General features: G+C 62.7%; 14 protein-coding genes. 10 read left to right on the top strand and 4 right to left on the bottom strand.

From position 1 onward, the window contains the following. Positions 1–4: 4 nt before the first annotated feature. The gene (locus tag UU7_RS10300; protein ID WP_202946801.1) at positions 5–1,288 is read left to right on the top strand and encodes an MFS transporter; all 1,284 of its coding nucleotides are present in this window, start codon (positions 5–7) and stop codon (positions 1,286–1,288) included. 127 nt (positions 1,289–1,415) lie between these two features. Here UU7_RS10300 and UU7_RS10295 read toward each other — a convergent pair whose 3' ends face one another. After that, positions 1,416–2,705, bottom strand: a complete 1,290-nt coding sequence (locus UU7_RS10295) for an alkaline phosphatase family protein (protein WP_007808015.1) — start codon at positions 2,703–2,705, stop codon at positions 1,416–1,418. Between the two features lie 52 nt (positions 2,706–2,757). Here UU7_RS10295 and UU7_RS10290 point away from each other — a divergent pair, with 52 nt between their 5' ends. Continuing rightward, positions 2,758–3,177 carry a hypothetical protein gene (locus UU7_RS10290; protein WP_040673271.1) on the top strand — a complete coding sequence of 140 codons (420 nt, stop codon included), beginning with the start codon at positions 2,758–2,760 and terminating at the stop codon, positions 3,175–3,177. 168 nt (positions 3,178–3,345) lie between these two features. On the opposite strand, the gene UU7_RS10285 is transcribed toward UU7_RS10290, so the two are convergent. The 3 genes from UU7_RS10285 to UU7_RS10275 all read right to left on the bottom strand — a co-directional run bounded on the left by UU7_RS10285 (position 3,346) and on the right by UU7_RS10275 (position 5,980). Next, positions 3,346–3,858, bottom strand: a complete 513-nt coding sequence (locus tag UU7_RS10285) for a methylated-DNA--[protein]-cysteine S-methyltransferase (protein ID WP_007808013.1) — start codon at positions 3,856–3,858, stop codon at positions 3,346–3,348. Further along, positions 3,855–5,354, bottom strand: a complete 1,500-nt coding sequence (locus tag UU7_RS10280; protein WP_007808011.1) for a DNA-3-methyladenine glycosylase 2 family protein — start codon at positions 5,352–5,354, stop codon at positions 3,855–3,857. The genes UU7_RS10285 and UU7_RS10280 overlap by 4 nt, the downstream gene beginning before the upstream one ends. Before the next feature lie 80 nt (positions 5,355–5,434). Then, positions 5,435–5,980 carry a YybH family protein gene (locus UU7_RS10275; RefSeq protein ID WP_040673269.1) on the bottom strand — a complete coding sequence of 182 codons (546 nt, stop codon included), beginning with the start codon at positions 5,978–5,980 and terminating at the stop codon, positions 5,435–5,437. 153 nt (positions 5,981–6,133) lie between these two features. Between UU7_RS10275 and UU7_RS10270 the strand changes: the two genes are divergently transcribed. From UU7_RS10270 to UU7_RS10250, 8 genes are all read left to right on the top strand, one after another. Then, a complete protein-coding gene (locus UU7_RS10270) occupies positions 6,134–7,750 on the top strand; it encodes a tetratricopeptide repeat protein (protein ID WP_007808008.1) in 1,617 nt (538 codons plus the stop codon). A 63-nt stretch (positions 7,751–7,813) separates the two neighbouring features. After that, positions 7,814–9,484, top strand: a complete 1,671-nt coding sequence (hutU, locus tag UU7_RS10265; protein ID WP_007808006.1) for a urocanate hydratase — start codon at positions 7,814–7,816, stop codon at positions 9,482–9,484. An 81-nt stretch (positions 9,485–9,565) separates the two neighbouring features. Next, positions 9,566–10,861 carry an AAA family ATPase gene (locus tag UU7_RS17695; protein WP_007808004.1) on the top strand — a complete coding sequence of 432 codons (1,296 nt, stop codon included), beginning with the start codon at positions 9,566–9,568 and terminating at the stop codon, positions 10,859–10,861. After that, positions 10,861–11,331: a hypothetical protein gene (locus UU7_RS18395; RefSeq protein WP_157582145.1), complete on the top strand. Its 471-nt coding sequence runs from the start codon at positions 10,861–10,863 to the stop codon at positions 11,329–11,331. The genes UU7_RS17695 and UU7_RS18395 overlap by 1 nt, the downstream gene beginning before the upstream one ends. Positions 11,332–11,576: 245 nt before the next feature. Continuing rightward, complete coding sequence (locus UU7_RS10260; protein WP_007808002.1) at positions 11,577–12,302, top strand: hypothetical protein; 726 nt, start codon at positions 11,577–11,579, stop codon at positions 12,300–12,302. 150 nt (positions 12,303–12,452) lie between these two features. Further along, complete coding sequence (locus UU7_RS18390; protein ID WP_157582142.1) at positions 12,453–12,785, top strand: hypothetical protein; 333 nt, start codon at positions 12,453–12,455, stop codon at positions 12,783–12,785. Between the two features lie 120 nt (positions 12,786–12,905). Continuing rightward, entirely contained in the window at positions 12,906–13,373 is a 468-nt protein-coding gene (locus UU7_RS10255) for a GNAT family N-acetyltransferase (RefSeq protein WP_007808000.1), read from the top strand. A gap of 24 nt (positions 13,374–13,397) precedes the next feature. After that, positions 13,398–13,683 (top strand): hypothetical protein (locus UU7_RS10250; protein ID WP_007807998.1); only part of this gene is annotated, 286 nt, incomplete at its 3' end.

The following is a 13,683-nucleotide window of genomic DNA, read 5'->3' as shown; positions in this document are numbered from 1 at the left end:
CGCGATGCCCACGTCCCCAGGCAAGACCGACACCATGAACCAGCAGGCGGAGCCGGCTCCGTACATCCGCCACGGCACGCCCGCGTTCCGTCACACCAACCTTGCCCTGTTCGCCGCCGGCTTCGCCACGTTCGGACTGCTGTACTGCGTGCAGCCGCTGATGCCCGAGTTCAGCCGCCACTACGAGGTCAGCGAGGCCGGCGCGGCGATGTCGCTGTCGTTGACCACCGGCGTGCTGGCGTTCGCGATGCTGTTTGCCGGCGGCTTGTCCGATGCATGGGGACGCAAGTCGATCATGGTCGCCTCGCTGCTGGCCTCGGCCGTGCTGGTGCTGGTCACCGCGCTGATGCCGGACTGGAACGCGCTGCTGCTCGTGCGCAGCCTGCTCGGCCTGACCCTGAGCGGTTTGCCAGCCGTGGCGATGACCTACGTCAGCGAGGAGATGCACCCGGAATCGGTCGGCCTGGGCATGGGCCTGTACATCAGCGGCAGCGCGGTGGGCGGCATGGGCGGGCGGCTGATCTCCGGCGTGCTGGCGGACTTCTTCGGCTGGCGCATCGGCGTGGCAACGGTGGGCCTGGTCGGCGTGCTGGCCGCGCTGATCTTCTGGCGCATGTTGCCGCCGTCGCGGCACTTCGTGCGGCAGCCGCTGCGCTGGCGCAGCCTGCTGGCCCGCTTCGGCGGCATGTTCCGGGACCGCGGCCTGCCATGGCTGTTCGTCGAGGGCTTCCTGCTGCTCGGCGCGTTCGTCACCGTCTACAACTATCTCGGCTACCGCCTGCTGGCGCCACCGTACAAGCTCAGCCAGACCGTGGTCGGGCTGATCTTCGGCATCTACCTGATCGGCACTTTCAGCTCGGCGTGGATGGGACACCTGGCCGGCAAGCTGGGTCGGCGCAAGGTGTTGTGGACCGCGTTCGCGCTGATGCTGCTGGGCGTGGCGCTGACCATGACCACGCCGCTGCTGCTGGTGATGCTGGGCATCGTGGCGATCACGTTCGGCTTCTTCGGCGGCCACTCCATCGTCAGCAGCTGGGTCGGCCGTCGCGCCGGCGCGGCGAAGGCGCAGGCCGCGTCGGTCTACCTGTTCTGCTACTACATGGGCTCCAGCATCGCCGGGGCCAGCGGCGGGCTGTTCTACGCATCGCACGGCTGGAACGGCGTGGCGCTGTTCGTCGGCGCGCTGGTGCTGGCCGGGCTGCTGATCGCGCTGTGGCTGTTCCGCCTGGCCCCGCTGGTCAACGTGGCGACGCCGCCCACGCCGATGAGCAAGGGCGCGATGGGGTAGGGCCTGCACTCCTCCTCCCCCTGCTGGCAGGGGGAGGTCGGGAGGGGGTGCTTTTGATCTTGCAGGACTGGCGGGAAGAGCGAACCCCACCCCAACCCTCCCCTGCGTGCAGGGGAGGGAGAAAGGCTCAGCGTGACGCGGGTTTCAGCATGCCTTTCACGGCGTCATAGCTGCCGTCGTTCGCCGCGGCGGGAATCCCCAGCAGATGGGTCATCAGCGGATAGACGTCCAGGTTCGGGAACGCCGGCACGTTTGCGTTGATGCGGAACGCGGGGCCGTGGCCCACGAAGATCGCCTGCATCAGCGGCTCGGCGTTGTCGAAGCCGTGTTCGCCCAGGCTCACCCGGCCCTTGCGCTTCGCCGCGTAGTCGGTGGTGGTGATGCGCCAGTGCACGTCCGCCAGGCACAGCAGTTGCGGCACGCGTGCGTTGTGGCCGTAGGCCAGTCGCGCCGGTACGCGGCTCTTGTCCCAGCACTGCATGTGCGCCTGCGGCTGTTCCAGGGTTCGTTCGATCTGGTGGAACGCGGCGCGGTCCTCGGCGTTGTCCGACTTCGGATTGAACCCGGCCAGGATGCCCAGGCTCACCGCGTGGACCTGGTCCAGCGGGATCAGCGTGTCGATCATCACGTTGTTCGCTTCCGGCACGGTGGCCATGCCGTGGTCGGACACCACGACCAGGTTGATCCGCTCGAACAGGCCGCGCTGCTTCAGTCCGCCCACCAGCTGCGCCAGCGCCGCGTCGGTTTCGCGCAGCGCCTCGTTCACCTGGGGCGTATCGGGGCCGTAGGTGTGGCCGGCGTGATCGACCCCGTCGAAGTACAGCGTGAGGAAGCTGGGCCGCTCGGCGACGGGCAGGTCCAGCCACGCCAGCACCTGGTCGACCCGCTGGGCCGGGGTGACCGCACCGTCGTAGGCCAGCCAGTGATCCGGACGATGGCCGTGGATGTCCGCTTCCGAACCGGGCCAGAACATCGTGGCCGTGCGCAGTCCGTGCTGGTCGGCGGTTTCCCAGATCGGCGTGCCCTCGGCCCACCAGCGACCGTCGCTGATGGCCTTGCGGCTGCTCAGCGAGAACTTGCCCAGCTGCGGGTCGAACATGGTGTTGTTGACCACGCCGTGGTGGTCCGGGGTCAGGCCGGTGACCAGGGTGTAGTGGTTCGGGAACGTCAGCGACGGAAACGCGGGCTGCATCGAGGCGGCCTGCACGCCGCCGCGGGCCAGCATCGCCAGGGTCGGGCTGAGCCCGCGCTGCATGTAGTCGTGGCGGTAGCCGTCGATGGAGATCAGCAGCAGCGGGGCGGGCTTGCCCGTCGCGGCGACGACGGCCGGCGTGGTGGTCGTTGCGGGGCGCTGCGTGGCGCAACCGAAGCTGAATGCTGCCAGGGAGCAGAGCAGCAGGCGAAACAGGATTTTCATACGGACAACCTTAAGATGCATTGAAACCAACTGCACATGATCGCGCACCCTCATGACCAATACACGTCTCGATCGTTATTCCCGGACGACACGCCTGCTGATGGCCGGCCTCGTGGCGCTCGTTCCGCCGGGCACGGCGGCGGCATGGCAGTCCACCGTGCAGCCGGTGATCCGGCCGGTGTCGCCCAGTGTGCGGTTCCAGCAGGCTGCACAACAGCAGAAGACCCGCGACGACCTGCAGCAGAGCCAGCTGCAGCAGCAGTTGCACAATGCCGTGCAGGACACCGCGAAGCGACCGTCCGCGAATGACCCGCGTGCGCTCGAGCAGCTGGACAAGGCCCAGCAGGCGCAGCGCGACCGTGACCGCGCCGCGCAACAGGATCTGCTCGACCGCCAGCGCGACCAGCAGAACGTGCAGCCCTTGCCCCGCGTCGTGCCGAAGGCGCTGCCGACCTCCGCGCAGGGCGGTTAAGCCGCGCGGCTCCTCCTGGAGCCTGTGAAGAAAGCCACGTCCTGTGGTTTTCTTCTATCGCGAGCCCGGTACACGCCCGGACTCGCTCACATGAAACAGTCACTTGCATGACTGCTTCAGGCTCGGTCCTCATGGCCGACCTGAGAGGTTGAAAGAACTCACAACCTCTCAACCGAACAGGTCGCCGTGCGCGATGCGCTGTTCCAGGTTCAGCAGGTAGCGCTTCGTGGGCAGGCCACCGCCGAAGCCGGTCAGGCTGCCATCCGCGCCGATCACCCGATGGCAGGGCAGCACGATCGGCAGCGGGTTGCGTCCGTTCGCGGCGCCCACCGCCCGCACCGCCAGCGGCTTGTCGATGCGCCGGGCCAGTTCGCCGTAGCTGATCGTGATGCCGTACGGAATCCGTCCCAGCTCCTGCCACACCTCCAGCTGGAACGGCGTGCCCACCGGGTGCAGCGGCAGCTCGAAGTGCTGGCGCTGGCCGGCGAAATATTCCTCCAGTTGCACCCGGGCGAACTGCAGTGGCGCCGCCGCGCGTAGCCAGCCCGGGTGCGCCTGCTTCGGGTGCCGTTCGCGCTCGAACCAGACCTGGCGCAGGCCATGCCGGTCCGCCACCAGGCGCAGCGTGCCGACCGGGCTGTCCATCTCGTCGTACCAGATCGTGTCGGGGCCAGCGGTCATGCCATCGTCTCCGTCTTGCGTGGGCGTGGTGGCGTGTCCGCGGCACCGCGCCAAAGGTGGATCACGGCATAGGCGCGCCACGGGCGCCAGCGGTTCGCCCGTTCGGTCAGCGCCTTCGTGCCCAGCGGCGTGGCGGACGTCGTCGCCTCGCGGCGCAGGATCAGGTCGGCGGCGGGGAACGCGTCCGGATCGCCGAGCGCGCGCATCGCGATGTAGTGCGCGGTCCACGGGCCGATGCCCGGCAGCGCGACCCAGCGCGCCACGAACTCGTCCAGCGACTGGCCCGCCCGAAAATCCACGCGGCCATCCAGCAAGGCCTGCGCCATGCCGCTGATCGTCGCAGCGCGCGCGGTGGTCAGCCCGACCTCGCGCAGATCCGCGGCGGCCAGCGCGGCCGGCGTCGGAAACAGCCGGGCCAGGTCGGGCCACGGCGCCGTCGGCAACGGCGCGCCCCAGCGTTGCACGATCCGGCTCGCCAGCGTACGCGCCGCCGCCACGCTGATCTGCTGGCCGAGGATCGCCCGCACCGCGATCTCGAAACCGTCCCAGCCACCGGGCAGGCGCAGGCCCGGTTCGCGCCGGCGCAGCGGGCCCAGGATCGGGTCGGCGCGGAACGTGTCGGTGATCGCCTGCGGGTTCGCATCCAGGTCGAACATCCGGCGCAGCGTCGTCACCACGCCGAGAATCTGCGTCGGCTGCGGGCAATGCAATTCCAGTTGCAGCGCATGTTCGCCACCCGGCCACGCGCGCAGGCGCAACCAGCCCGGCGTGTCCGCCGGGCCGAATACGCGTGCATAGCTGTGATCGTCGACCTGTTCCACGCCGGGCAACGCGCGGGTGCGCAGGAACGCGAGCAGCGCATCGAACGCATACGGTGGCCGGTAGCCCAGCCGCAACCGCAGCGGCGCGCCCGCCATCGCGCGCGGATGCCGGCGCAATTCGCGCGGCGCGATCCGGTTCGCCTGGGCAAACGCGGCGTGGAACCGGCGCAGGCTGCGGAAGCCGGACGCAAGCGCCACTTCCGTCACCGGCAGCGCCGTCTCGGTCAGCAGCTGCTTGGCGAACAGCAGCCGGCGCGTCGTGTGCACGCTGATCGGCGGCGCACCGACATGCTCGACGAACAGCCGGCGCAGCTGCCGCGTGCCCACGCCGACCTGGGTGGCCAGTGCGTCCAGCGATTGCTCCCCCAGTGCGCCGGCCTCGATCAGCTTCAATGCGCGGGCCACCGCCCGGTTGCCGCGTTGCCCTTCGTCGCTGCCCGGCGCCAGCTCCGGACGACAGCGCAGGCATGGTCGATAGCCGGCCACCTCCGCCGCCGCCGCGTTCGCGAAATAGCGCACGTTCTCGCGCTTCGCGGTTCGCGCCGGGCAGACCGGGCGGCAGTAGATGCCGGTGCTGCTCACGGCAACGAAGAACAGCCCGTCGAAGCGCGCGTCGCGGCTGCGTCGGGCCTGTTCGCAGATGGATGTCGCGGGCAGGGAAGGGGCGGGATTCATGGCCTTGAGGCTAGCACTGCCACGTCGTGCAGACTCGCCGTTTTCGGACATCAATACCGCATGCGTCCGTGCTGCACGCGTCAATGCCGGATGACGGGCAGCGCGGCAGTGTCGCTGCGTGGGCACGCAGTCACGCGGCCGGCGCGGAATGCATTTGCTTCCGTCGCGCTCGCCGGCCTGCCTTCGTCGCCGCCATCGAACGCGGCGCGCCACACACCGTCCACCGCGCGCCGCCACGTCGTCGCGAACCGACCGATCGTGTAGCGCCGCTTCGCGCCCGGTGCCATGTTCTCGAACAGGTAGGCACCGCTGGAATACGCCAGCGTGCCATCGCCGCTCACCACGACCTGTTGCGGATACCAGTCCAGGCGCATCGTCCTGCCCGCGATCATCGGCGCCCAGTGCTGGATGATCGCGGCGCGACCGCGCGTCGGCTGCGGCGAGTTCGCATCGAACACCGCATCGGCCATCACATGCCCGGCAAACGCCGCCGCATCGTGTTTCTGCACGCTCTGTGCGAACGACAACTCGCGCTGCCATACCGCGCACTCCGGCGTCGCTGCCTGCGCCATCACCGGGGCGACAACGCACGCCAGCAACAGCACCCCACGCCATCGCAATGTCATCAGCCTGCTCCCCGCGGACCACCCGCCGGCGCAGGATTCCCCTTGCCCGCGCCGGTGGCCAGTGCAGGACGGCAGGGGTGGGCAGCGCCGGCCCCGACAGGTGCGGCCGGCGCAGTATGATCGTCGGCGTCGCCAGGGCTGGGGGAGGCCCGCATGACTGCACTGCAACGCGGTTTGCTGATAGCGGCCCTGATCCTGCTGGGTCTGGGCGAGTGGATCTGGAACATGCACCTTGTGCAATCGCAGGTTCGGCAGATGGTGCAGGCGCAGGCGGCGAAGCCGCACCACCGCCCCTCGTCGCTGCCCGCGCACACGTTCACCCGCGAGCAGGGCTATGCGTTCATCGCCGCGCTGAAGAAAGCCGAGGCGATCGCCGATCCGCTGCAGCGTTGCCTTGCCTATCCCGACCCGCCGGACAGCCACTGGTCGCGCGATGCCGTGGTCGCCTACTGCCACTACCGCCTGCAACCGCGGCTCACGTTCGCCGAGGCGCAGTCGCTGATCCAACAGGGCAAGGCGGCCGAGCTCGATCGTCGCCTCGCCGCGGCCCTGCATGCGCAACAAACCGATCCGAACTCACGTGGCCTGCTCGATCGCATCTATCAGGACGCGTTCCAGAACGGCTCGTTCGAGGTGCGGCCCATCCTGGATGCGTGGAAACGCGAGGCGCCGGACAGCGCGTTCGCGTTCGCGGCCAGCGGCACGGCCTACGTGTCGATGGCCGCCGAAGCGCGCGGCGAGCGCTATGTTCAGGACACGCCGGACGGCCAGCTGCAGGCGATGGACAAGCTGCTGGCCCAGGCCGACAGCGACCTGCGCCGGGCGATCGCGCTGAACCCGAAGGTCACCCCCAGCTACGCCGCGCTGATCCACGCCGGCGGCCTGGGTTACGGGCGCGACTATGTCGACACGGCGATCCACGACGCGCTGGCGGCGGTGCCCGACGACTATTCCACCTACAGCATGGCGCTGTGGACGCGCCAGCCGAACTGGGGCGGTTCATACGAAGCGATGGACCAGTTGGCCGCGCAGGCGCGGGCCCGGGCGCCGAACAATCCGCTGATGAAGGTGCTGTCGACGGAGCGGCCGTTCCAGCAAGTCTGGCGTTGCGACTGCAGCGATGCGGACGAGATGGCGGCGTATCCGCATGCGGTCGACGAGCTGACCAGCAGCAGCAACCTGCTCGGCATCGGCCGGATGGCCAGCAAGTACCGCGACCAGACCATGGCCCTGATCTACCAGTCCGAAGCGCTGCGCTTCACGCCCGGCGACGAGGACGCCCGCGTGAACCGGGCGTTCGCCCTGGTCGACTACGACGAGTCGGCCTGGGCCGCGGCCGACCTCAGCCAGTTGCTGGCCCGCTCGCCCGGCAACGCGAGGGCGCTCGACGCGCGCGCGAACGCGTACGAGATGCAGGGCGACTACCGGCGTGCCGAGCAGGATTTCCGCGCCCTGCTGGCACTGAACCCGGGCGACATGCGCACGCTGTCCAAACTCGGCGACATGTTCGTCAACTGGGAAAAGAACTGGGACAAGGGCTGGGCCGTGGCCGACCAGCTGATCCGCGAGCAGCCGCAGAATCCTTACGGCCTGCTGCTGCGCGCCGGCATCCAGGAACAGCAGCCGCGTGGCGGGTTGAATGTCACCGTCGATCAGCTGCAGACGCGCTTCGGCAAGGATCCGAACATGGCGAAGATCCTCGTGCGCATGCGCGCCGCGGTGGCGCTGCGCAAGCACACCGGCATCGACAGCAAGCCCGCGGCGCCGTGAGCCTCCGGTTCGACCCGGCCGCTGACCTATACTCGGTGGTCTGACTCACCGGAGCCCTTCGTGATGAACGCACCCACCCGCATCGACACCACCCGCACCATCCGCGCGCCCCGCGGCAGCGAGCTTTCGTGCAAGAGCTGGCTCAGCGAGGCACCGTTCCGCATGCTGCAGAACAACCTCGATCCGGAGGTGGCGGAAAACCCGGCCGAGCTGGTGGTGTACGGCGGCATCGGACGCGCCGCGCGCAACTGGGAGTGCTTCGACGCGATCCTGAAATCACTGCGCGAACTGGAAGACGACGAGACCCTGCTGGTGCAATCGGGCAAGCCGGTCGGCGTGTTCCGCACGCATGCCGACGCGCCCCGCGTGCTGATCGCCAACTCCAACCTGGTGCCGCACTGGGCCACCTGGGAGCACTTCAACGAGCTCGATAGAAAGGGCCTGATGATGTACGGCCAGATGACCGCCGGCTCGTGGATCTACATCGGCTCGCAGGGCATCATCCAGGGCACCTACGAAACCTTCGTCGAGATGGGCCGCCAGCATTACGGCGGCAACTTGAAGGGGCGCTGGATTCTCACCGCCGGCCTCGGCGGCATGGGTGCGGCGCAGCCGTTGGCCGCGTCACTCGCCGGTGCATGCAGCCTCAACATCGAATGCCAGCAGAGCCGCATCGACTTCCGCCTGAAGACCCGCTACGTCGACGAGCAGGCCACCGATCTCGACGACGCGCTGGCCCGCATCGACAAATACACCAAGGCTGGCGAAGCGAAATCCATCGCGCTTCTTGGTAATGCGGCGGACGTGTTGCCCGAACTGGTGAAGCGCGGCGTGCGCCCCGACGCCGTCACCGACCAGACCAGCGCGCACGACCCGGTCAACGGTTACCTGCCGCAGGGCTGGACGGTGGAACAGTGGTTCGAGCGCCGCAAGAGCGATCCCGTCGGCACCTCGCGCGCCGCCAAGCTGTCGATGAAAACCCACGTCGACGCCATGCTCGCCTTCCACGCCCAGGGCATCCCCACCTTCGACTACGGCAACAACATCCGCCAGATGGCGCAGGACGTCGGCTGCGAAAACGCGTTCGCCTTCCCCGGCTTCGTGCCCGCCTACGTGCGCCCGCTGTTCTGCCGCGGCATCGGCCCGTTCCGTTGGGTCGCGCTGTCCGGCGACCCGGAAGACATCTACAAGACCGACCAGAAAGTGAAGGAGCTGATCCCGGACGATGAGCATCTGCACAACTGGCTGGACATGGCGAAAGAGCGGATCAGCTTCCAGGGGTTGCCGGCGCGGATTTGCTGGGTTGGGCTGGGGTTGCGCGACAAGCTGGGGTTGGCGTTCAACGAGATGGTGCGCAACGGGGAGTTGAAGGCGCCGGTGGTGATTGGGCGGGATCATCTGGATTCGGGGTCGGTGGCGTCACCGAATCGCGAGACCGAGGCGATGAAGGATGGCTCGGACGCGGTGTCCGACTGGCCGTTGCTCAATGCGATGTTGAATGTGGCCGGTGGGGCGACGTGGGTTTCGTTGCATCATGGGGGTGGGGTGGGGATGGGGTATTCGCAGCATTCGGGGATCGTGATTGTGTGCGACGGCACCGAGGCGGCGGATAAGCGGATTGCGCGGGTGTTGTGGAACGATCCGGGGACCGGCGTGATGCGGCATGCGGATGCGGGGTATGAGATTGCGGTGGAGTGTGCGAAGGAGCAGGGGTTGAAGTTGCCGATGGTTTGATTGGGGGCAACACGCGTCGCGCACCTGTCGATATTTAGAGTTGTGTTTACGGATAGAAAACTAAATTAGTTTGGAGAAGCTATGAGATATATATTTATGCGGAATTTTCGGGGATTCTCCGATGCATTCATTCCGACTTGTAACACGAATTTTCTGGTCGGTGAGAACAGTACTGGTAAGAGTTCTTTTCTCAAAACGATAAATATTCTCTCTCAATCTCAATTTTATTTGCTACCAGATTTGGTAATGAAAGATACATCGGCAAACGGGGTCTTTGATGACTTCGTGTCTGCTTGGTCGAAAGATCGCTCTTTCTTTGAGATAGGGACAGCTGAGGTTGTTCCAAATAAACGCAAGACGGCCATAAGATTCGGCATTTATCGCTTTGTTGACAACGATGGCGCGCCAAAGCTGAACGTGTATAAGCTTTTTTTGAATGGCAAATTTTTGGAAATTGATTTTTCTGAAAAGAATGCTAAATATCGAATTACACCGTTTACGACGATATTGCCTAAGTCAGGAAATGTTGATGGTGGCGCCATTTTGACGCAGGCTGAGTCGATGGCTGATGGTAAATTCAAAGATTTTCCTAATGAATTTCCTTCCGTATTGCCATTGCCATTTCTATTGCAATCTATCAATAAAGAACTTGATGTGAATGATGAGGATAAAAGTCCTTTCGGTGATCCTCTTTTGGATGGATTTTCTGTCACATCAATCGCTCCAATTCGCACGGCACCAAAGCGCTTTTATGATGGGGTTTCTAATGGTTATTCACCTGAAGGTGAACATACACCTCTACTCCTTCGAAGTTCGTTGAAGGCTGGTAATAAAGCGACGCAGTTTGCGCAAAAACTCGACGAATTCGGTAAGGCGAGCGGGCTCTTCGAGACAATCTTTCCGCACGCGTTTGGTACCGATGCTCGGGCGCCATTTGAAATTATTGTTAAATTTTCGGGCGCCGAAATCAACATGAATAATGTGGGTTACGGCGTTTCGCAGGCGTTGCCGTTGGTCGTTGAGTTTCTTACACGTCCTAAAGCACGTGCTTTTGCTGTACAGCAACCGGAGGTTCATTTGCACCCCCGGGCTCAGGCGGCACTTGGGGGGCTTATCTACAGTCTTGCAAAAAGTGTCAAACATTCCTTCTTTGTGGAAACCCATTCCGATTACTTGATTGACAGGTACCGTATCGAAATGCACGCTGATAAGGCAAAGGATAAGCCGTCTGCGCAAATACTTTTCTTTGTGCGCGAAAAAGATGGGAATCGCTGTCACTCGATCCCCATTCTAGAAGACGGTTCCTATTCGCTTGATCAGCCAAGCGAATTTCGTGATTTCTTCGTCCATGAACAACTTAAGCTTTTGGACGTCTGATGGCGATCGTCATTGATGTAAATTGTTTGGCTAGGGTGTTCAATACTTCTAACGATGAGCATTCAAAATTTGCCGCGGTGCGAATTTTTGTAGAAACCGGTGTCGGAAAGGTGGTCTACGGCGGTACGGGATATAAGAAAGAGTTGAGCAAAGCTCATCGCTACTTGGCATTTATTATTGAATTACGAAAAGCTGGGCGGGCTATTTCCATACGCGATGAAGCGGTTGACAGAATAACGAAAGTGGTCGCTAAAGCGACCGCCGGAACGGACTGTGATGATCCTCATATTATTGGCCTTTTAGCTGCCTCCAATTGCGCCTTACTTTGTTCAGTGGATAAGCGGTCTTATAGTTTTATTCGCGATCGTAGTTTCTATGCAAAGGATAATGTACGCGTAAAAATCTATAGCTCGGATAAAAACGTGAGTTTATTGAAAAAGCAACGTGCTAGGTTATGGAATGTTGGATGACGCGACAAAAATATGGGACCGAAAAGGTGTCAGGGACAATTTTTTAGCCCACTGGGCGGCGCAACTTGATCGCTTGCGAACGGTTGCTTGGAGCAAAAAAACGGGGTCAGGTTCACTTACAGTCGTTTGAATTTTTATGAGCTTGGCTAGTAACTGAACCTGACCCCGTTCGACTCCAGAAGTACCTATAGAGGAATGTCCCTGTGACTGGACGGACGCAGGATTTTTTTCATCATTATCGGGCAATGGATACGAGCATCTTGTTGGCTCGTTACCATGGCGGCGGGCTGTTGCCGGATGCCGAGGCCGCGTTGCTGGAGGTGCTCGCGGACCGTGGCTGCGCCGTTGAAGCGTTGGAGGGCAGAGGCGCACCTGGGATCGCCACGTCACGGGTTGATGAGGTGGTCGATGCTCACTCGGTGTCATTAAATGCGAAGCGATCGCTGCCCATGGCGTGGCGATGGCTCGAGTTAGAAGTAGCGGCTTTCGCTTTACGGGCTAGAGAACGGGGCCGCCTTCGGGAAACCTGGGCGCAGGTCGCCCGGTTCGGCCTGCTTGCGGCGTGTGTGTGGTCGGTGCAACTAGCCACCTCGTTCGGCCTTGGGCTCTTCGTGGTAGCGAATGTTTTTTGCGACTCCGGGCCATTGGTGAAGTGCTTTCACGCGGGGCTGAGCTTTCTTGAGGTCGGCGCGGCGGCCGATGTTCTCTTGATACCTGTCGCGGTTGCTTTACTGTTTCCGAAGAAATGGTCTGCCTGGTATCTCAAGGCAGTTCCCGTGCTTTCGCTGGCGGTCTTCATCGCGGCCATCCACTGGTACCGCATACTTCCCATGGTCAGCGCGAAAGCAGCGGAGCTGAGCGCCTTGATCGCATTCCTTACTATCGCCTACCTGATCCTTTCACGGACAAAACTGTCAGGAACTGATGTTTCCTCACGAATCTCCTCGATCAATAAAGACGTTGCGCGATAAAATAAGGGGTCAGGTTCATTTAAGTCCAGGCTCGCTAAATTAACTTGATCCCTTTGTTGTTGTATACGGCAGTATCTGGATGCAATTTCTACTGCGGAAGCCATCTAGAAAGTTTCCAGATAAAAATATTTGACAAAGTGGGAGTAGGGTATGAAATTCTACGGCGCAATGGGCGGCGTTCTTTTCCTTGATCTACTTGTTTTCTGGGTGCTAGCTCACCTTTATGTGCCGGCGCATGGATCTCATGCGCTCGTTGTTATGCGGCGAGGATTCTTTTTGCCAATCTTAGTGGTTAGTGCTTTGCAAATAGTAAAATTATTCCTGAATATTTCTAGAGGATATGTCGTCTCGATTCAAGGAATAAAACTTATCAAGTCAACTGCTGCCGACGCGCCGTTCGGATTTCTGTTTGGAGTAGCCCTGGAATTGGGGATATGGGGGCTTCTAGGCATCATCATGTTTAAAGTCTTGATGCATACTTGAATAATCGCCACAAATGTTATGCAATTAAATGGGACGTGGCCAACTAACTTCGCCCGTTGTCTGGCAGGGCGGGCCATCCGCCGGGAATAATTGGCTATTCCTTTTTTTCGGAAAGGGAAAATGATGAAGATCGTGACACTCGATTCGCTGGATGCCCAATCCCGTGTGTTCCTGGCCGACATGCTGGATGATTCGGTGCTGCGAGCGTCCCTGTTTGGTGGCAGCGGACACATCAGTGCGTGGCATGCTGAGCGAATCTGGTCGCACTCCGTTGATGATGAGACAAGATGGCTGGTGCGTTGCGTAGAGTCGCAGCGCATTGTCGGAGGCATCGGTGTCGTACGCGAAGAGGTGCGTTTGTTCGTGCGCTCCGATCTCCAAGGCCAGGGCTATGGCCGCGCATCTCTCGCTGCGTTGCTGCAGTTGCGCCAAACACTCGGGGTTTGGCCCAACTTGAGTGCGTGGACGGTACGCGAGAACCGCGCAGCGCGGCTGGCGTTCGAGGCTGCACAATGGCGGGAACTCGGCCTGCGCCGGCAAGGCGGTGGACTACCGACCTTGGTGCACTATTGCAGTTCGCTCGTCTGATCAACCACGTCTGAGGAGAAAGTCATGGACGCACCCCAGGAAGAAGTGAAGGTGAAACACGACCCGGCTTTGACGAAAGACACCTGGTGGCACAACTTCAACGCGGATGGCGGGGAAGCCGGCTACGTCGCCACATCGGATTTGGAGGAGTTGCCGTCGGAGGTCCAGGTTGCGCTCGGACTGTTCGTGTGTGATTTCAAGGGCCTGGATGAAGAGGCGGTCAACTGGAACGTCACCCATGTAAGCAAGAACGGCATGTCTCGATTGAGCGGCCCCAAGTTGCTCAAGGGTGGCCAGCGTTCGGGCAACA

Source organism: Rhodanobacter spathiphylli B39, from assembly GCF_000264295.1.
Lineage (GTDB): Bacteria > Pseudomonadota > Gammaproteobacteria > Xanthomonadales > Rhodanobacteraceae > Rhodanobacter > Rhodanobacter spathiphylli.
Note: the sequence above shows the minus strand (reverse complement) of the source record. Positions and strands in the feature narration are given on the sequence as shown.